Below are 19,015 nucleotides of genomic sequence, written 5' to 3'. Positions count from 1 at the left end.
TTCGGTCGTCGTCATGGGTTCGGTCATCGCCCGTCTCCAGCCCTGAGTTCGGTGAGGGAGGTCTGCCGTGCCGTCCACCAGGCCTGCACGAGCGCGACCCCGGTGGCGAGCAGCACCACCGAGGCGGCCGGCACCAGCAGCGACAGGGAATCCATCCGCAGTCGGACGCCGCGGAGGACGCCGGCGTCCGAGGTGAGCGCGATCCGTCCCAGGTCGAGTCCGGGCGCGACGAGTTCCATGGCGGCGAGCGCCACGAGGATGCCGCCGCCCGCCGCGAGCAGCGCCTGCGGCAGCGCTTCGAGTACGAGCAGCCTGCGCGCCTGCCCCCTGCCCAGTCCCATCGTGCGCAGCCGGGCCACGAGCGCGGTGCGTTCCGGGGCCGACTGCAGGAGCGAGAGCAGCACGGCCAGCACGGCATAGCCCGCACCGGCCGCCACGGCGGAGCCGTATACGGTCTCGGCGCCGTTCTGCAGCGGGGCGTCGGCGAGCGCAGCCCGCCGGTCGGTGCGCAGTTCGTGGACGAGCGTCGGGTCCACCTCGTCGATGACCTCGGCCACCTGTTCGCGGTCGAGGCCGTCGCCCGTGACGAACAGCGCGGTCGCCGCGGGGTCCGTGAACCGGCCCGCGTCGACGAGCAGGAACTCCGCCCCGAAACTCGCGGGGGTGCGCTCCCGGGTCCCCACCACCTCGGCGGTGAACCGGCCGGCAGGGGTCCGCAGGGTGTGCTCGGTCCTGCCCAGGACTTCCGCGACCTTCGGCGAGGCGAGTGCGGGCGCCGCCTTCGAGTCCGGGTCCGTCAACTCGTCCGCGGAGAAGGCGCCGGTTCCGGTACGGGCGGATAGGCGCGCATAGGACTCGGGGTCCACCGCGATCAGCGTGACGTTCTTGCCGAAGCCGGGGATGCGCAGTCCCGCGTCCACGTAGACGGCGCTGACCTCCTGGACGCCGTCGAGGCCGCGAACGCGTCCGGCGAGCTCTTCGGGTAGCGGCTGGTGGGGTTTTCCGCTGATCCGCAGGTCCGCACCCACCTTCTGGACCGCCGCTTGGTCACGGGCGTCCGAGACCCCGGCGAGCACACTGCCGCCGAAGGCCGCCGTGGTGAGTGCGACGAGGAGGGCGAGCAGCGGGAGTGCCTGCGCGGACGAGGTGCGTGAGGCGCGCGCCAGCGAAAGGAACCCGATCGCCCCGCGCCGGCCCAGCAACGGCCGTCCGGCGATCCGCAGCGGCAGCGGATAGACCCGTACGAGAAGCAGCGCGGCGATCAGGGCCACCATGACCGGAGCGGCGCTGACGAGAGCGTCGGCCTCGCCGCTGCCTCGCCGTCGCAGGGCCACCACGGCGCCCACGGCGAGGACGAGGGCGGTCAGTTCGGCGACTGTGCGGCGGCGCGAGGGTTTCGCCTCGGCCAGGTCATCGCGTCCACCGTGGGCCCGCAGGCGCAGATGACGCACCACCGCCCGTACCGGAATCGCACCGCAGGCGAGCACGGCGGCCAGGCCCGCGCCGAGCAGCGACGGAAGCAGCCGGCCTTCCGGCCGCAGGAGCGCCGCGAGCAGCCAGCCGAGCGCGGCGGCCGGCAGGGCGACCACCGCCGTCTCGGCGCAGATCCGGCCGGTGATGCCGCGCACGGAGCCGCCGCGGGCGCGCAGCAGGGCGACCTCGCGGCTGCGCCGGGCCGCGGCGAGTGCGCCGGTCATCAGGAGGACGATGAGGGCGACCGCGCCGATGCCGTAGACGGCGACCGCCACCACGGGGGCGATGGCCTCACGTGTGTCCTGGAACTGCCCGGTGATCTGGCCCAGATCGGTGAACACCACGGCGCGGGGACCGAAGAGCTTTCGCATCTCGGTCTGTGCGGGGCCGGCCTCGAGGGAGGCCACGGCATTCTGCAGTGCCGCGAGGTCGGTGATGTGGAGGCTGTCGATGTCGGTCGGCAGTCGCACGTACGTCTCGGCGCCCTGGCCGAGGCGGAGGATGATCGGCGCTGCTTCGGGCGCGAGCAGGATCCCGCCACGCCAGTACGCGTGGGGGTGCATCGCCGGTGTGAAGGCGAGCGCGGGGGCGCGCAGGGTCGGTTCGAAGGACCAGTAGCTGCCCTGGGGATTGAGGGGTTCGACCACCCCGGTGATCTTCACCGCCACCCGCACCGCCGGATCCACGGTGGCGAAGTGGAGGACCGAACCGGGCTTGATCTTCAGCGTCCTCGCGGTCTCGACGGTCACCACCGCTTCGGCCTCGGTGCTGTCGAGGGTGAAGTCCTCGCCCTGCGCCATCCGGCCCTCGACCAGACGCGCGTGCCGCGCCACGTCGCTCTGTGCGGCGACCGCCATGGCCGCCGGTTCACCCTCCGGCTTCGGCAGCCAGTCGTCGAGCACGGTGGCGTCCCGGCGGCTCTGGATGCCGGAGGACGCCTCGGAGGGGATGGTGGCCAGCGGGGGTGGCAGGGCCTTCACGAACTCCGGCAGGCTCCGGCGGGACCACTCGGGGTCATAGCTGGTCAGGGCCTCGACCGGGATGTTGACGGGGTGAGTGATCTCGATGCCGCTGTGCGCCGGACCGGCGTCCTTGAGTTCCTGGCGCAGCCCCTGCGTCTCGTACGTATCGACGGCGCGCGGAAAGACGGCTGCCAGGAACGAGGTCACCAGCACGAGGAGGCCCAGTGCGACCGCCTGCGCCGGGGCGGCCATCAGCCGGGTCCGCACCCAGGGAACGGTTGCCTTGGTCCGCATCTCAGTTGCCCCCTTCGTGGCGCAGCGACACCACCGGATCCACGCGTCGCAGCGCGATCGCCGCGACCACGAGCATGGGCACGGCCGCGACGGTCACGAGCAGCAGGGCCATCCGGCCCACGGGAAGTTCCACGAGGACCGGCGGCACGGGCTTGCCCGCATCCGCGGTGAGCACGATCAGCGGCAGCACGGCGCGGGTCAGCACAGCGCCCAGGGCGAGACCGGCCATGAGCGAGACGCCGATCAGCACTCCCTGCTCGGCGGTGACAAGCCGCGCGAGTTCACGCTGTGGAGTGCCGAGCGCACGCAGCACCGAGAACTCGGCCGCCCGCTCCCGGAGGGAACCGGCCGCGCTCACCGCGAAGCCGACGGCCGCGAGCGCGGCGGCCACCGCGGCCACCGCGAGGAGCGCCGACTGCGGTCCCGCGCCCAGCGGATCGTCCCGCAGCTGCTCCGCGGCCTCCGGCCTGACGAGCACCTGCTCCGGGTCGAGATCGGGCCGGGCCCGCAGCGCGGCGGCCACCTGGCCCGCCTGCGCCGGATCCGTGGTCAGCCACCATTCGTTGGGCGGGAGTTCGGCCAGGTGCTCCTGCGCCAAGCTGCTGTTGACCGCCCGCAGATCGACCAGGACCGCACCGCCCGAACCGAAGCTCGTGGGCAGTTCGGGCACCACCTTCGCGATCCGTACCCGCAGGGGTTCACGCGCGAGCGGCAGATCGATCTCGTCACCGCGATGTGCGCCGCTCGCGTCGAGAAAGCGCTCGGTCACGACGGCCGACGGCATCGGCGCCTTCGGCTGTGCCGCGGTGATCAGCAACTGCCGGGTGAAGACGTCGTCGCTATCCGGCCACTTGCGGGCGGTCTGGTACGTGCTCGTCAGCAGAGCGTCCGTCGCGGTGGAGATCGCGAGCTCGACCGGCTTCTCGTCCTGCGCGGGCGCCGAGGGCCGGGTGACCGTGCGCAGACTGCCTTCCCAGCGCAAAGTCCGGGGCACCGTCACGGTGTTCCCGTCCGCGCGGACCTCGACCACGGACAACTCATGGGCCTCGGCCTTCTGAGCGGACGGCGGTGCCAGCACCTCGAAGCCGGTCAGCGTGTACGGGCCGGCCGCCCCGAGCTCGGCGGTGAGGGTGTGCGGCTCGCCGTCGGCCGGGAGCGTACCGAGCGTGACGGAGTGTGCGCCGTCATGGCGGTCCCGCAGCAGGGCGCTCACCGTCGCGGGGGCCGCCGTGGTGGTTTCCTCGGTAGAGACGCGCAGGACGAACTCCAGCTTCCGCGCCTTCTCGGGGATCTTCATCCCGTACGAAGTCGTGCTGTCCGCCTTGAGCGCGCCCCGCAGTTCACCGCCGTTGCCCAGGTCTTCGCGCAGCAGCATGCCGTCCGCGGCGTCGCGGATGTCCAGGGCGAGCAGATCGGCCGTCTGACGGCCGGGCAGTTCCATCGTGGTACGTACCGCGGGCGCCGCCGCCCGCACGCCCGGCACCGACGCGTACACCGAGCTCTGCTCGGGCCCCGATATCCGGCCGCCCTGGACGCGCACCTGGGTTCCGGTGCGGAAGTCGGCCTGATCCTCCTGTGAGCGGTCCCATGACGAGCTGTGCCCGATCGCGAGCATGCCCATGGCCACGGCGAGTACCAGGAGCAGTACGGGCCCGGCGCCGCGCAGCGGGCGTCGGCTGAGCTGCCAGCCGGCCAGCGCGCCCGGCAGCCCACGGCCCTTGGCGGCCCGGCGTTCGCCGAGCTTCGCGGCCGGCGGCAGCAGCCGGAGCGTCAGGACGGTGCCGGCGAGCAGTGCGAGCGCGGGGGCGCCGACCAGGAGCGGGTCGATGCCCAGCTCGCCCGAGGAGTCGCCGGTGAGCGCGCCGCCGGACGTCTGCCGGTCGAGCTGCCAGTACGCGACGCCCGCGATCACCAGGAGACCGATGTCGGCGCCCGCCCGTACGGGAGCGGGCAGTGCCTTCATCCGCACCGAGCGGCGCAGTCCGGTGAACGACAGTGCGGGCGCGACCACCGCGGCCGCACAGCCGAGTGAGACCAGCAGGGCCACCAGCCACACCTGGAAGGTGGGCGAGGTGTCGAGGTCGAGTCCGATGCGGGCCAGCGCGCCCTGGCCCGCCAGGAGTTCGGTGAGCGGGCCGACGAGCAGCGGTGCGAACACAGCCGCGGGGACGGCGAGCAGGAGCGACTCGGCGGCCGCGAACTTGGCGACCTGGCCGCGTGAACCGCCGCGAGCCATCAGCAGGTCGGTCTCGCCGGCCCGCTCGGAGGACAGCAGCCGCGCCACGAGCAGCAGCGCGTAGCCGGCGAGCATCAGCAGCTGCAGTGCCACGATCAGGAGCGTGGAACGGGAGACGAGCAGGGCGCGCTCGGAGCGTTCGAGCAGCTCGGGCAGTTGGGTGCTCGCGCTGAAGCCTGCCTTGCGCAGCTGCTCGGTGCCGTGCTCGGCGGCCGCCCGCAGCGCGGCGATGCGGTCCGTCCCGACGCCGCTGAAGTCACCGGTCACCAGCCAGGAGATGTCACCGGCGCTCACCTTGCCTTCGGTGAAGACGGCCGGGTCGGTGAGCATCGGCCCGTACGTGGTGAAGTCGACCTTGTGGAGACCACGGCCGTTCAACGTGTCGGTGAGCCAGTAGGGGTCCGTGGTGTCGAGGGGCCGGTAGATCCCCGTGACCTCGACCGTGACCGGTGGACCGCTCAGCCGGTCGGTGAGTTCCAGGGGCGGGCCGCCGGGGCTCAGCTTCAGCTCCTTGGCGGCGGCCTCGGGCAGCGCCACCTGGATGTTTCCGCTGCCCGGGGCCACGGGCCAGGAGCCCTCCGCCAGTTCGAGCCGGGAGCGGTCGAGGGCGGCCAGGTGGGTCAGGTACGGGTCGCCCGAACGGGCCCCGGGTGCCTGGAGCGAGCGCGGCAGTGCGTACGTCCCCGAACGCTCGGCCGTGCGCCAGAACACCGGCAGCCCGTCGAAGACCTCTCGTGCGCCCGCCGCGACCTTCTCCTCGGCCTCCGCCCGCTCTGCGTGGGCGGTCGAGGACTTGACGACCAGCGAGGCGGGGGCTGCGGACCGATGGGTCAGCGAGTGGCGCAGCGCCGCGTCGCCGATCGCGCCGGAGAAGCCCGTGAGCGTCGCCAGGACGGAGGTGGTGAGGAGTACCGCGAGCAGAGCCGCGACGAGCAGCAGGCGGTGTGCGCGCACGCGCAGAAAGACAAACCCCGACACCCGATCACCCGTCCCCTGGGCGGAGCCCCCGCTCCGTAGCCCTGGGGCGCGACTCTGCCAGCTCGTCCGTGGCGGGGAAAGCGCTCGCTGGACGAACTTGACCAGATCGTGACCGCATTGCGGTACGGGAGTACCGCATTCCGATCGGGCCGGGTGTGTCGGGATGGTGAGCGGCAGCCGGCTGCTGTCGGGTCAGCCGTCGGTGTTGACCATCGAAGCGGCCGCGTACGTCAGGTAGTTCCAGAGCGTGCGGTCGTGTTCCTCGGAGAGACCCAGCTCGTCCACGGCCGCCCGCATGTGCTTCAGCCAGGCGTCGTGCGCCGCTCGGTCGACCTTGAACGGGCCGTGCCGCATCCGCAGCCGCGGATGACCGCGGTGATCGCTGTACGTGCGGGGACCGCCCCAGTACTGCATCAGGAACAGCGCGAGCCGCTCCTCGGCCGGACCGAGGTCGTCCTCCGGGTACATCGGCCGCAGCAGCGGATCCTCGGCGACACCCTGGTAGAAGTGGTGCACCAGGCGCCGGAAGGTCTCCTCGCCGCCGACCTGCTCGTAAAAGGTCTGCTCCTGAAGTGTGCCGCGCGGGATCTCTTTCACCCCTCCATCGTCGCAGACACCCCGGCCGAGGACTGTGGGACTAGGACTCCTGTCCGCACCCTTGTGCGGGCGCGGGACCTCGCATCGGGGAGCAAATCGCTCCACAGTGGGTATATGGGTGCGGCCTCGGAGCCTGTGGACGATCCCGCGACGGTGGCGCGGGCCGCTCTGGTGTGGGAGATCGCGGCGAACGGGGGCTTCGAGGGCGATCCGCGCTGGCGCGAGACCTTCATGGCCGTGCCACGGCACCTGTTCGTGCCGTACTACTACGCCTCCGTGCTCGGCGGGTACGAGCGGCTGTGGGGCGAGGATCCGAGCGAGGCCCGGCGCGCCCGCTGGCTGGAGGGGGTCTACAGCGATGCCCCGCTGGCCACGCGCGTACGGGACGGGGAACTCGTCTCCTCGTCGAGCCAGCCGTCCCTCATGGCGAAGATGCTGGCCGAGCTGGACGTACGCGACGGGCAGTCCGTCCTGGAGATCGGTGCAGGCACCGGCTACAACGCGGCGCTGCTCAGCCACCGTCTCGGCGACGGCCTCGTCACCACCGTCGACCTCGACCCCGAGATCACCGAGGCGGCCCGGGCCCATCTCGACCGCGCCGGTTACCACCCGGCGGTCGTCACGGGCGACGGGGCGCGCGGCTGCCCGGCCCGTGCCCCCTACGACCGGATCATCGCGACCTGTACGCTCGCCACCGTTCCGCGCCCCTGGCTGGAGCAGTGCCGGGCCGGGGCGCGGATCCTGGCGCCGATGGCGACCGGGCTGATCCTGCTCACGGTGCGCGATGCCGGGCATGCGCAGGGACGCTTCCTGCACACCCCCGCGTACTTCGTGCCGCTGCGGGGCGGTGCGAACCCCGACCCCGAGCGGCCGCGGCACGTCTCCGCCCTGCCGCGCCGCATCACCCAGAACGAACTCTTCCGCTTCATGCTCGAACTCACCGCCGGCTCCCTCGATCCCGAGGAGGCCTTCACCCTGTGGCGCCGCGAGGACCGCCCCGTACGGGAGCGGTTCGGGGTGACGGTGTCGGGGGACGCGGTGTGGGCCTGGCTGGACGACCCGGAGGGACCGTACGTGTGGGGGCTGGCGTGACCGGCCCCCACACGAACCGCCGACGGCCTGCCTGATCCGTCGGAAACAGGCTCTAACCGCGGCGCAGCGTGATCGTCGTCCAGGCGCCCACGTGGACCCGGTCCCCGTCCTGCAGGGGGACGGGCACGAACGGCTGGATCGGCTCCTCGCCGCCGTTGATCGTCGTGCCGTTGGTCGAGTTCTGGTCGACCACCGCCCAGCCTCCGTCCGGCTGCTGCACGAGCACCGCGTGCTGGTGCGAGACGCCCGGGTCCTCCGGCGGGACCGAGAGGTCGATGTCCGGCACCTCGCCCGTGGAGTGGCGCTTGCGGCCGATGGTGAGCTGGTTCCCGGTGAGCCTGCGCTCCTGCTCCGGCGAGTACGCGGGCAGGTTGAGGCTGGAGGCCTCCGGGCCGCTGCGCTGCATCATCGCCATGAAGTACTCACGGTCCGGACCGATCACCGCGGTCCACCCGGCCGGAGCCTGCTGCGCCGGGTAGCCGCCGGCCATCGGGTGCTGGACCGGGGGCGCGGACTGCGCGGACGGCGGCTGCAGCATCCAGTCGTCATCGCCGCCCTGGGGGCCGTGCGCGCCGGGACCGGGCGCCGGGGGAGCCGGCGGCCCGGGCTGCTGGTAGCCCTGCGTGGGGGGCGGAGGCGGCGGGCCGCCTGTGGGGCCGTTGAGGCCGTTGGGCCCGGGAGGGCCGGGAGGTCCGGGAGGTCCAGGAGGTCCGCCCACCGGCCCGCCTGGCTGGTTCGGACCGGAGCCGGGCCCGCCGACCGGTCCCGAACCCGCACCGTTGAACCCTGCGCCCGCACCGGCCCCGTCCGGCCGCAGCGGCTCGGCGGGACGGTTCATCTGCGAGGGCCGCGAGCTGGTGTACTCGCCGCCCGGCTGCTGCGACTGGAAGCCCGGCGGCAGATTGACCCCGGGGGCCTGCTGGCGCGGGGCGGCCGGGGTGTAGGACGTCGCCGTGTTCGTGATGAAGTTCCAGCGGCACTCCTCGCAGAACGGCTCGTTCGCCTCGCGCGGGGTCTGGCACTGGGGGCACAGCTGCGGCGGTCCGGCCGACTGCTGCGGCTGCGGATAGCCGTAACCGCCCTGCTGGGGTCCGGACGGCGGGTAGCCGTAACCGGCGCCGCCCGGGGGCGGCGGCGGGGGCGGGGGGACGGCGCCGGAGGGCGCGCTCGCACCGGTCATGCGGTGGCCGCAGACCTCGCACCAGTCGTCGGAACCCGACTGGTGTCCGTTCGGGCAGGTCGGCATGTCGGCGCTTCCCCCTCTCCTTCTACGGCCGCGGGGGCCGCTTCGTCGGGTACCTCGCGGTACGTCGTCGTCGCTACGTCTCCGTAGGACATCACGGCAGGTCGCCGCGGTGCCGTACGGTACTCACCTCTTCACGCGAACCGTCTTGGTCGACCGGGTCTCGAGAGTCATCTCGTCGGCGTCCTCGACCTTCGCTTTCAGTCGCACAGTACCTGTCGCGGCGTCCTCGACGTCGACCACCTTGGCCAGCAGCTTCGCGGTGCCCTCGTTGCCGGAGGCCGCCGCGAGCTGCACCGCACGTCCGAGTTTGGCCGTCGCCCCGTCGAAGTCGCCCGCCTTGCGGGCCTCAAGGCCCTGCTGGATCGCCTGCGCCAGTTCCGCCTGGCCCGTGTAGTGCGCGACCTGCGGGTTGATCGAGGTGGAGGCCGCCATGTCGTCGGTCCACACGGCCCGTACGAGCCCCTGCGAGAGCGTCTCGACACTGCCGTCGCTCTGCGGCACCACCAGGGAGACGCGGGCGGCCAGCATCTCCTGGCCGATCTCGGCCTGTGGTACCCGCACGCACACGTGGTAGTCGCGGGACTCGTCGCCCCAGGAACCGGTCGGGTAGTCGCCCGCCCGCGGGCCCGCCTCGGTACGCCGGTCCGTCAGCTCCTCGACGGTCGGCGCCACCTGCTTCACGAACGTGATCTCCGAGCCCATCGGCGTCCACAGCCTGAGGCTCACATCGGCGACCTCCTTGCCCATCGCCGACTCCATCATCTGTGTGAAGTCCGCGGAGAGCCCCGAGGGATCGGCGACGATGTCGGCGGTGCCGAGCAGCGCCGAGGCGATCCCCGTGACCTCCTTGACCTCCCAGTCCGTCCCCACCCCGCGGGCATCGCAGGTGTAACGGCCCGCACAGGCGTCGAGGGCGGCCTTCAGGTCCTCGGGCTTCTCGTGCTCGTTGCGCCCGTCGGTCAGCAGGATGCCGTGGCGGATGGAGACATCGGCGGAGGCCAGGAGCCGGTCCGCCAGCTTCAGCCAGGTGCCGATCGCCGTGCCGCCGCCCGCGCTCAGCTTCCGCAGGGCCTGCTTGGCCTGTTCGCGGGTGCGGTCATCGGCCACCGCGAGCTGCCCGCCGCCCGGGTAGACCTCCTTGGCCACATGCGTGCCGCCGATGATCGCGAAGTGCACCCCGTCGCGCAGGGTGTCGACCGCCGCGGCCGTGGCATCGCGCGCATTGCGCATCTTGGTCGGCGGATAGTCCATCGAACCCGAGCAGTCGACCATGAGCGCCACCGCCGCGTCCGGTGCGCTGCCCGCCGCGTACGCGCGCACCGCCGTACCGCCCACGGTGCCGCCGCCGGTCGACGTGACGGTGACGATCGCGTTCACCTCGCGGCCGCCCTCGGGCAGGTACTCGTTCTGGTAGACGTCGACCGAGAACTGCGGAACATTCGACTTCGAGAAATTCGCCATGCTGTGCTCCCCCTCAGCTGAGCCGGCCAGACCGGGCTCCCGGAGTGCGGGCAGCCCGGTCGGCGCTACGTGCTGACATGAACCGAGTTGTCTGGATCCCGCACCCGCGAAGCCGCTCCGGCCCCCCGGGCACAGCCCCCTGCTAGGCCGATCCTGCCCCTTGCGGTGCAAGGGAGAACGGCAGTACCGCCACTGTTACGTTGTCGTGGCCTCCGCCGTCGAGCGCGTGACCGACGAGGACCTGGGCGCAGTGCAGCGGGCGTTCGCCCGCGTCGGCCGGGACCGCCGTGGCCATCTCGGCCGCGCCTTCCGCGTAGTTCCACAGTCCGTCGGTGCACACCACGACGACACCTGCGCGGTCGGGTTTGAAGGAAGCCGTGTGCGGCTCCAGTTCGTAGGCATCGGCGCCCAGCCAGCCGGTGATGGCGTGCGCGCGTTCGTCGGCGTACGCGTCCTGCTCGCTCATCAGGCCCGCCGCCACCATCTGCGCCGCCCACGAGTCGTCCTCGGTGAGCCGGGCGGGCGCCGACGTACGGTCGTCGGGCACCCAGTACACGCGGGAGTCGCCGACCCAGCCGACGACGAGCAGCCCGCCCGCGATCACCGAGCCGACCAGAGTGCAGGCCGGTGCGTTCTGGTGGCGGTGCCGGTCGTGCTGGAGGGCGGCCGCGGGGTCCTGGGCGAGGGAGTTGACCGCGTCCGAGGCCGCGATGATCGCCTCGTGCATGGCCTGCTGCGGGTGCGTGCCGCGCGGCAGCGAGGCAAGGAGCGACTCGTTGGCGGCCTGCGCGGCCGCCGCCGAGGCCTCGTCGGGGCGGGTCGCGGAGGAGACGCCGTCGCAGACGATCGCGACGACCGCGGGCGAACCGTCGGGCAGCGCGGTCGAGGAGACCGCGAACGCGTCCTCGTTGCGGTGATGGCGCAGCCCGCGGTCGCTGACCGCGGCCACCGCGTCCAACTCCCGCTCCATGTGGTCGCGTTCCCGCGGCTGGGCGTGGCCGCAGTGCTCGCAGTAGCCGTCGGTGTCGACCGTGCCGGTGCGGCAGGCGACGCACAGCTTCGTCCCGGCGGCCGGGGCGGCCGCCGCGGTCCGCGGATCGGGCGCCTGCAGCGCGTACTCCTCGGCCTGCGGGAGGCCGTCGTACCGTACGGCGCTGGTGAGCTCGGAGCCGGAGGAGTCCGTGCCGCGCAGCTCGCCGGGGTGGTGTGTGTCGGTGCTGTCCTCGTCCGGGGCCTGTGGCCACTGGACGGGGGCGGCGGCGGGGGCCGGGGGAGCGGCGGGAGCGGGCGGCGTCGCCGGTACAGGGGGCGTGCCCGGTACGGGAGGTGTGCCCGGCACAGGAGGCGTGCCCGGTACGGGAGGTGTGCCCGGCACCTCCGGCGCGGCGGCCGTTCCCGGCGTGGCGGCAGTGGCCGGTGTGTGCGGTGCCTCGGCCGCCCCGTTGATCGCGATCGTGGGGTGGTCGTCCGTGGCGACCGGCTCGGGCGCGGCCGACAGGTCGTGCCCGCACGCGCCGCAGAAGCGGTCGCCGCTCTCCAGCGGCTCCTCGCAGCTCGGGCACGACGACATCTCTGCCCCCTCGGTCAGCTGGCGCATCTGCGACATCAATTCACACCCACGTCCGGGGGCGGAAGCGGTTGGCCCGCTCCACCAGTTCGATCCTCTCGTCACCGCGCTGCGCGAGGCGGGCCAGCATCCGGTACGAACGCTCGAGCCCGAACCTCAGGCCCCGCTCGTCCAGTGTGCTGCCCAGCAGCAGGGAACCGGCGGACCCCTGCGGCGGTGCGGCACCGCGGCTACCGGAGAGTACCCAGTCGAGGGCGGTGCCCAGGACTTCGGCCGACAGCTGCTCGCGCCGGACCGCGTCGAGCCCGAACTGCCGCAGCGCCTCGACCTGCCCCGCAGCCGCGGTCAGATCGTCGAGCAGCGGCTCGTGCACCGCCTGGTCCCGCAGCCGGGCCCGTACGGACGCGACGCGCGCCGCCGTGTAGTGGATGGACGCCTCCGGCACGGACTCCAGGGTACGCACCGCGCTGCGCCGCTCCCCGGCGGCCAGCTGCACCCGGGCGAGCCCGAAGGCCGCGCTCACATAGCTGGGGTCGGTGGTCCAGACGAGGCGGTAGTACTCCGCCGCGTTGTCGAGCTGGCCGAGCACCTCCGCGCAGACGCCGAGCGCCAGCTTGGGGGCCGGTTCGCCCGGGAACGCGTCGTAGACCGCGTCGAAGGCGGGCGCGGCGCCCTCGAAATCGCCGGTGGTCAGTGCGGACAGGCCGCGGTACCAGACCACCCGCCAGTCGTCCGGGTGCGCGCGCTCCAGATTCTCCAGGAGCTCGCCGGCGGCGGCCTGGTCGTCCATCTCCAGGAGCGCGCGCAGTTCGCGCAGCCGCAGTTCGAGCGAAGGCGCGGGCGCCGCGCGCAGGGCCGTGATCAGCTCGGCGGGCGCGGCGGCCATCAGACCCGCGAGGAAGCCCGCGTTGGCATCGCCCGGATCGACCCGCGGCACCGGAAGGGCGAGCGCGGTCGCGGCGTGCGCGAGGGACCTGACCAGCGAACCGGCGGGGGCGGCGGGCACGGGCGGCAGCCCGCCGGGCGGCGTACTGGCGGGCGCACCGACCTGGCCCGCCGTGGTCGCCGGCTGGGCGCCCGCGGGGTGGGGGGCGCCCGCGGGAAGCGGGGCGGACTGCGCGGGGATCGCGGGCGTGTTCGGCACCGGCGGCAGGGCGGATCCGGCCGCGCCCGAGCCCTGACCGAGGCCCGCGACCGGGCTGCCCGCAACCGAGCCGGCCGGGCCCGAACCGTTGCGTGCCGCTCCGTTGCGCCTCGCCCTGCGCCCCGCAGGCTCTGCCCGCAGGCCCAGCTTGGAGACCTCGCCGTCCCGGTCGCGGAACAACTCGGTGTCCGTGACCCGCACTTCGGAACCGAACAGCGTCGACAGGGAGGGCCTGGGCCGTCCCGTCTGCAGCGCCACGACCTCGCGCAGCACACCCGTCAGCTGCTCGGCCATCTCCTGTGCGGAGGAGAACCGCCGCGCCGGGTCCGGGTCGGTGGCCCGTACGAGCAGCCGGTAGAAGGACTCGTAGGTGCGGAAGACCTCGATGTTCTCCGGGTCGGGCAGCGAGTCCACGAAGACGTTCGTATAGCCCTGGAAGTCGAAGGTCAGGACCGCGAGCGTACGCGCCACCGTGTACAGGTCGGAGGCGACCGAAGGGCCCACCTCGGCGACCTCGGGGGCCTGGTAGCCGACCGTGCCGTAGATCGCGGACTCGTCGTCGTCCATCCTGCGGACCGCGCCCATGTCGATCAGCTTGAGCTGGTCCTCGGTCTGTATCGCGTTGTCGACCTTGAAGTCGCAGTAGAGCAGATTACGGCTGTGCAGATGCCCGAGCGCTTCGAGTGCCTCGATACCGAAGGCGCAGGCCTGCTCCACGGGCAGCGGATCGCGCTTGCCCGCCTCGGTGCGCCGCTCGTTGGCGATCTCCTTCAGCGATTTGCCGCCCACGTACTCCATGACGATGTACCCGTCGAGGGAGCCGGTGCGCTGGTCGAGGTGTTCGACGAAGTTGTAGATGCGGACGATGTTGGAGTGCTCGATCTCGGCGAGGAAGCGCCGCTCCGAGATCGCGGCCTCCATCGCGTCCTGGTCGCCGGTGTCGAGCAGGCCCTTGAGGACCACCCAGCGGTCGGAGACCGCGCGGTCCACGGCGAGGTACACCCAGCCGAGGCCGCCGTGCGCGAGACAGCCCACGACCTCGTACTGGCCGTGCACGATGTCCCCGTTGCCGAGTTTCGGCACGAAGGAATACGGGTGGCCGCACTTCGTGCAGAAGCCCTCGGTGCGGCCCGGCCGCTCGCCGCGCGCGCGGCCCACCGGCGCGCCGCAGTCGGAGCGCGAGCAGAATCGCTTGCGCTCGGGGACCTCCGGGTTCTGCTGCACCATCGAACGCGGATCCGGCCGCGGCACCTGCGGCACGGTCACCAGACCCACGCCGAGTTTCCCGCGCGTCGAGGACGCCCCGGTGGTCCCGGTCGACCGCACGGAGACACTGCGGCTCGACGTACTGCTGCCGGTCAGGCTGCGCGAGAGCCGGCCGGAGACCGAACGCCGCGAGGAAGCGGAGCGCGAGGAACGCGAGGAACGCGAGGAACGGGACGCGCGCGAGGACGAGGACGAACTGCTGCCCTTCCCGCCCCCGGTGATCCCGGTCGGCGGCGAGGACACCATCCCGGTGGGGGAAACGACAGGTGCGAGCCCGCACGTGTCGCAGTACAGCTCGCCGCCGCCCATGTCCTCGTAGCTGCCGTCGCAGTTCGGCCGCTGGCACTTGTTGTCCGTGCTCACTGTTCACTTCCCCCTACGGTCCGACGGCTGTTCCTGATGCGGCACGCGCGGCGTCAGCACCTCGGCCGCCGCCTGCTGGTAGCGCAGCACCGCCTGCTCGGCCACGCGCAGATCGCAGGGCGCACTCCACAGCATTCTGCGCGCCGCGTCATAGCGCTCGATGAGCAGGGGATCCTCGGCCGCGCCGTGCCGGGCCACCTTCGCCCGGTACGCGTCTAGCCGGCCGCGCAGCTCCGCGCGCACCGCGAGCGGTGCGGTCACCTTCTCCAACGAGTCGCGGGCGCGCAGCAGTTCGTCCTCGGCCCGCTGCTCCAGGGATTCGAGCAGCGGCGAGAGCCGGTGCCACTGGGCGCTTCTGCGGTACTCGGCCGCCGTCGCCAGCTGCTCCTGCAGCACGGTCGGCGGGCCGCTGACCGCGGGCACCTCCGTGGCGGCGATCTTCGCGAGCACCTCGCCGCGCGCGGCCCGCGCCTCCGCCAGCGTACGGTCCGCGCGCGAGAGCAGATCGCGCAGCTTGCCCAGCCGCAGCTCGGCGTCCTGGCGCACTCCGAGCACCGCGTCGATCTCCCGGCGAACCTCCTCGAGGGCCCGCGCCTGGCGGTCGTAGCGCTCGGTGTCGGGCCGACCGCCACCGGGCGCGGACGAGCCGGGCGTGCGCTGCCAGAACGCCAGCGGATCGGAGACGACCTGGGCGCGCAGCGCCGTCAGATCGGCGGTGATCCCTTCGAGGTCGTCGCCTGCCGGATGCTCACCCGGCCGTACGCCGACGGACTGGGCGAGCTGGCGGGTGCGGGCGAGTTCGGCCGAGAGCAGGTCGATCCGGGCGGGCAGCGCGGACCACACGGCATCGGCGGCGACCACCATGTCGAGCGAGGACGCGTACAGATCGTTCATCCGCTCGACCAGCGCGCCGATGGTGAAGTGTTCCGAGAGCCTGCCCGGCCCCGTCAGCGAGGCCGGGGCCCCCGCGGCCGGGGCGCCGCCCGCGACGATGACGGAATCGCCGCGCAGCAGGTCGGTGAGCTCCACCAGGTCCTCACGGTTCGGCCAGCGCCTGCGGGCGCGCAGCTCACGGGCGGTGGTGAGCGCCTCGGTGTATGCCTCGTAGTACGTCCACAGGCGGGAGATCTCCTGCTCCGCGGCCGCCCAGCGGTCCTTGGTGACGCCGGTGAGCTCGGCGCTTTCGAGGAGTCTGCGGCCCGCGTGGTCCTGCAGCGCGAGCAGTGAGGTCTCGATCGCCTCGTGCTCGGCGCCGAGGCGTGCGAGCGCACGGTCCACCTCGTCCCGGTCCATGACGGGACCGGGGGCTCCCGTGCCGCCCATACGCGTGGCTCCTTCCTGCCGTGCCGCTGGGGCCGGCCGCGTCCTGTTCTGCCCGAACCTCGTCAACTGCCTGTGCGCCGACCCGCCGGAACCCCGTCGACTGCCGGTGCGCCGCCCTGCCCGGGACCGGTCGACCGCCTGTGCCAGGCGAACCGCCTGCCTCGCCCGGCCCCGAACGGTCAGTCGCCCGCTCAGTCGATGTACCTGGCCGGGGGCGGCGTCGCCGGGCCCATCCGGGGCTTGAGCCACGTGTCGTACGAGGCCTGCCAGCCCGAGTCGGTGTCCTTGCGCCACTGCTCCAGCTCGTAGTTGACCCGGCGCACCAGGTCCTGGGCATCCGCCTCCTTGCTCATCGCTATGCCGTAGTACTCGTTGGTGAAGGGAGCATCGCCCTTCAGCTCAACCGTCGGGTCCTGCGCGGCCTGCCCGGCGGCGAGCGCGCTGTCGGTGATCACGCCGTCCACCTCGCCGAGCTGGAGCCGCACCAGGCAGTCGAGCTGGTTGGGCACCTCAAGAGGCTTATCGGCATTGAACTCGCTTGCCTCAAGGGCGTCCTGGGCGGTGGAACCCGATGCGACGCAGAGCCTCTTCCCGTCCAGCGAGTCGTCGAACCCGGTGATCGAGGAGGTCTCCGCGGCGAGCACCTGCTGGCCCGTCCGGAAGTACGCGGTGGAGAACTCCACATCGGCCTTGCGCTTGCAGCTGATCGTCATCGTCCGCACGATCATGTCGACCGCGCCCGACTTGATCATCGGTATGCGCTGGTTGGTCGGCACGGCACGGAAGACGATGTTGATCCGTCCCTTGGCGTCCCGGCCGAAGATGCGTTCGGCGATCCGGTTGGCCAGATCGATGTCGAAGCCCGCGAGCTTGCCGTCGTTGGGATTGCGGAAGCCCCACAGGTAGCTGTTCTGGTCGATGCCGACGATCAGCTTCCGCGGCTTGTCCGTACGGGTCCTGATCTCCTCGATCTTCGTGCCCTCGTCCTTCGAGGGGGGCAGACTCCGGTCCGGCTGGTCGTCGACGCAGTTCTCGGCCCCGGGCGCCACCGCGGGCAGCGCGTCCGCGATTCCCTGCCCGCCCCTGCCGGGCGCCGGGCCATCGCCCGCGTGGTGCAGCGGCAGCAGTGTGAAGGCAGCGGTCAGTGCACAGGCGAGCGCCATCGTGGCCACCCCGCCCCAGCCGCGCAGCCGGGCGAACGGCCTTGCCGCCCTCGCCCGCATCCGTGCCGCGCGGCCGCGGTATCCGCGCCCCTCGTCCGCGCCCATGGTCTCCTCGCCCCTGTTCACCGGCACGCCCCCTCTCACCGGTACTCCGACAGCCTGCGGCCGATGCCGAGCACCGCACCCGCCGCACCGAGCACCGCGAGCACCACGGCGCCGACGGACAGCCCGGTCATGGCCCCGCGGCCGTCCTTCGCGGCGGTCTCGAAGTCCGCCTGCTCATGGGCGATGGCCTTGGCCAGCTCGGCGTCCGCCTGGTCGAAGCACTCCCCGGTGGAGCCCTCCATCTCGCCGTCCTCGCCGATCACACCGTCGAGCGCCGCTTCGTAATCGCCCTGGTCGTCCGCCGCACGGGCCGCCTTGTGGCGCTTCTTCCACTCGGTCACCGACTCGATCGCCTTGAGGACCGGAGCCTCACCGGCGTCCCCCTCGCGCTTCGCGAGCGCGAGCGAGGTGCCCAGCGAGCCCTGCTCCGCATCGCCGAGGGCGGCCATCTGCTCGTTGAACTTCTCGTCGTACGCGTCCTTGTTGTCATCGGTGGTCACCGCGCCACGCGAGACGAGCGTCAGATTCTCGTTGCTGCGGGCGCGCAGGATGCTGATCCGCGCGTCGTTGAGCGAGTGCAGCGAGCGCACCCCGTCGTCGTACGAGCCCGAAAGGCCACTGAACGCCACGCTGTGACCCACGGTCAGCCAGAGCAGCACCACCACACCGGCTGCGGTGGAGACGACGAGGCCGTGGTTGAACACCCGGTTCGTCCGGCGGTAGCTGCGCCGCTGCGCCCAGACCAGGGCGCCGATCGCGACGACCCCGAGGGCTATCGCCGCCCAGGGATACGACTTGGCGTCCTCGTAGTCGGCGCTGAGCTGCTTCTTCTCCGCCTCGTAGAGCTTCCGTGCCTCCGGAAGCATCTTGTCCTGCATCAGGTCGTTGGCATTGCGCAGATAGGCACCGCCCAGCGGCAGGCCCTGGCGGTTGTACGTACGCGCCGACTCGATGCGCTCCGCGTACTCCGGGAGGAGCTTGTTCAACGTGGCGATATGCGTGGCCGACCGGCCCGCGCCGCGGCTCGCCCCCGCCGCCGCGCTCAGCTTCTCGGCGGCCTGGTCCATGTCCCTCTGGTACCGCCGGCGCAGCTCGGGCGACTCCTCGTCCGCGGCCAGGAAACCGCTGGCCGCGGCCGTGTTGGCATCCGCGAGGGAGCGGTAGATCAGTGCGGCGTCCGCGGCGAGCGGCGCGCTGCGGTGCAGCACGTCATCGGCGGCGGCCGAACGCTCCGACATCTGCCCGGCCGTCACCGCGCCGAACGCGACGACGAGCGCCGCGATCACGGCGCCGATGATGCGCAGCCGACCGGGCTCCGTGGTCGAGGCCGCGCGCAGGCGGTCGGTCAACTCGGCGCGCGCACTGCGGCGTTCCGGCAGGGTCGCGGGTGAGGGCGGCGCGCCGTGCGGCGGTCTGCCCTGCGGCGGCACGGCAGGCAGCGTGGGCGCGGCCGGTCCTCCCGGCGGCGCCGGACTGCCGTTCGGCAGGTGTGTCACGCGTGACCTCCCCCTTGGTCATCCGTCGAATGCGTCTCCCCGGCCGCAAGTATGGTCGCTGGCTCTGACATCGCGCCATCATTGAGATGGATCTTGTTCGGATTGTTCCCCGGGAGCATCCGCGGGCGGCGCACGAGACGCACGCAGCCCTGCCATTAATACGTCCCGGCGGCCGGATCGGTTCCACGCCCCCGCGTGGGTGGGCCACCCGGGGGCTTCGCCCCCAGGACCCCCTTTTTGGGCTTCGCC

At 72.5% G+C, this 19,015-nt stretch carries 12 protein-coding genes; 2 read left to right on the top strand and 10 right to left on the bottom strand.

Annotated features, from left to right (window positions below):
• Positions 1-23 precede the first annotated feature (23 nt).
• The 3 genes from ACLF6P_RS13410 to ACLF6P_RS13400 all read right to left on the bottom strand — a co-directional run bounded on the left by ACLF6P_RS13410 (position 24) and on the right by ACLF6P_RS13400 (position 6,540).
• Positions 24-2,729, bottom strand: a complete 2,706-nt coding sequence (locus ACLF6P_RS13410) for an ABC transporter permease (protein WP_415950424.1) — start codon at positions 2,727-2,729, stop codon at positions 24-26.
• Between the two features lies 1 nt (position 2,730).
• Positions 2,731-5,943, bottom strand: a complete 3,213-nt coding sequence (locus ACLF6P_RS13405) for an ABC transporter permease (protein WP_415950422.1) — start codon at positions 5,941-5,943, stop codon at positions 2,731-2,733.
• A 192-nt stretch (positions 5,944-6,135) separates the two neighbouring features.
• A complete protein-coding gene (locus ACLF6P_RS13400; RefSeq protein ID WP_415950421.1) occupies positions 6,136-6,540 on the bottom strand; it encodes a globin in 405 nt (134 codons plus the stop codon).
• A 114-nt stretch (positions 6,541-6,654) separates the two neighbouring features.
• Between ACLF6P_RS13400 and ACLF6P_RS13395 the strand changes: the two genes are divergently transcribed.
• A complete protein-coding gene (locus ACLF6P_RS13395) occupies positions 6,655-7,632 on the top strand; it encodes a methyltransferase domain-containing protein (RefSeq protein ID WP_415950420.1) in 978 nt (325 codons plus the stop codon).
• Between the two features lie 52 nt (positions 7,633-7,684).
• Here ACLF6P_RS13395 and ACLF6P_RS13390 read toward each other — a convergent pair whose 3' ends face one another.
• The 4 genes from ACLF6P_RS13390 to ACLF6P_RS13375 all read right to left on the bottom strand — a co-directional run bounded on the left by ACLF6P_RS13390 (position 7,685) and on the right by ACLF6P_RS13375 (position 14,325).
• The gene (locus tag ACLF6P_RS13390; RefSeq protein WP_415950419.1) at positions 7,685-8,878 is read right to left on the bottom strand and encodes an FHA domain-containing protein; all 1,194 of its coding nucleotides are present in this window, start codon (positions 8,876-8,878) and stop codon (positions 7,685-7,687) included.
• 123 nt (positions 8,879-9,001) lie between these two features.
• Positions 9,002-10,339: a vWA domain-containing protein gene (locus ACLF6P_RS13385; RefSeq protein ID WP_415950418.1), complete on the bottom strand. Its 1,338-nt coding sequence runs from the start codon at positions 10,337-10,339 to the stop codon at positions 9,002-9,004.
• A 142-nt stretch (positions 10,340-10,481) separates the two neighbouring features.
• A complete protein-coding gene (locus ACLF6P_RS13380; RefSeq protein WP_415950503.1) occupies positions 10,482-11,936 on the bottom strand; it encodes a PP2C family serine/threonine-protein phosphatase in 1,455 nt (484 codons plus the stop codon).
• 13 nt (positions 11,937-11,949) lie between these two features.
• Complete coding sequence (locus ACLF6P_RS13375; RefSeq protein ID WP_463315317.1) at positions 11,950-14,325, bottom strand: serine/threonine-protein kinase; 2,376 nt, start codon at positions 14,323-14,325, stop codon at positions 11,950-11,952.
• Between the two features lie 31 nt (positions 14,326-14,356).
• On the opposite strand from ACLF6P_RS13375, the gene ACLF6P_RS30210 reads away from it, so the two are divergent.
• Positions 14,357-14,635 carry a hypothetical protein gene (locus ACLF6P_RS30210; RefSeq protein WP_463315316.1) on the top strand — a complete coding sequence of 93 codons (279 nt, stop codon included), beginning with the start codon at positions 14,357-14,359 and terminating at the stop codon, positions 14,633-14,635.
• Positions 14,636-14,682: 47 nt separating this feature from the next.
• Here ACLF6P_RS30210 and ACLF6P_RS13370 read toward each other — a convergent pair whose 3' ends face one another.
• The 3 genes from ACLF6P_RS13370 to ACLF6P_RS13360 all read right to left on the bottom strand — a co-directional run bounded on the left by ACLF6P_RS13370 (position 14,683) and on the right by ACLF6P_RS13360 (position 18,766).
• Positions 14,683-16,002 (bottom strand): coiled-coil domain-containing protein, encoded by a 1,320-nt coding sequence (locus ACLF6P_RS13370; protein ID WP_415950416.1) that lies wholly within the window; start codon positions 16,000-16,002, stop codon positions 14,683-14,685.
• Between the two features lie 191 nt (positions 16,003-16,193).
• Positions 16,194-17,225, bottom strand: coding sequence for a glutamate ABC transporter substrate-binding protein (locus tag ACLF6P_RS13365; RefSeq protein WP_415950501.1), 1,032 nt, complete (start codon positions 17,223-17,225; stop codon positions 16,194-16,196).
• 80 nt (positions 17,226-17,305) lie between these two features.
• The gene (locus ACLF6P_RS13360; RefSeq protein WP_415950414.1) at positions 17,306-18,766 is read right to left on the bottom strand and encodes a hypothetical protein; all 1,461 of its coding nucleotides are present in this window, start codon (positions 18,764-18,766) and stop codon (positions 17,306-17,308) included.
• Between the last annotated feature and the right edge of the window lie 249 nt (positions 18,767-19,015).

This window comes from Streptomyces lothianensis (assembly GCF_047779955.1).
Classification (GTDB): domain Bacteria; phylum Actinomycetota; class Actinomycetes; order Streptomycetales; family Streptomycetaceae; genus Streptomyces.
This window is presented reverse-complemented; position numbering and strand designations above follow the sequence as displayed.

Bases quoted from the DNA above. Each gene is read 5' to 3' on its own strand.
- ACLF6P_RS13410 (WP_415950424.1), bottom strand. From the start codon at position 2,729: ATGCGGACCAAGGCAACCGTTCCCTGGGTGCGGACCCGGCTGATGGCC.
- ACLF6P_RS13395 (WP_415950420.1), top strand. From the start codon at position 6,655: ATGGGTGCGGCCTCGGAGCCTGTGGACGATCCCGCGACGGTGGCGCGG.
- ACLF6P_RS13390 (WP_415950419.1), bottom strand. From the start codon at position 8,878: ATGCCGACCTGCCCGAACGGACACCAGTCGGGTTCCGACGACTGGTGC.
- ACLF6P_RS13385 (WP_415950418.1), bottom strand. From the start codon at position 10,339: ATGGCGAATTTCTCGAAGTCGAATGTTCCGCAGTTCTCGGTCGACGTC.
- ACLF6P_RS13380 (WP_415950503.1), bottom strand. From the start codon at position 11,936: ATGCGCCAGCTGACCGAGGGGGCAGAGATGTCGTCGTGCCCGAGCTGC.
- ACLF6P_RS13370 (WP_415950416.1), bottom strand. From the start codon at position 16,002: ATGGGCGGCACGGGAGCCCCCGGTCCCGTCATGGACCGGGACGAGGTG.
- ACLF6P_RS13365 (WP_415950501.1), bottom strand. From the start codon at position 17,225: ATGCGGGCGAGGGCGGCAAGGCCGTTCGCCCGGCTGCGCGGCTGGGGC.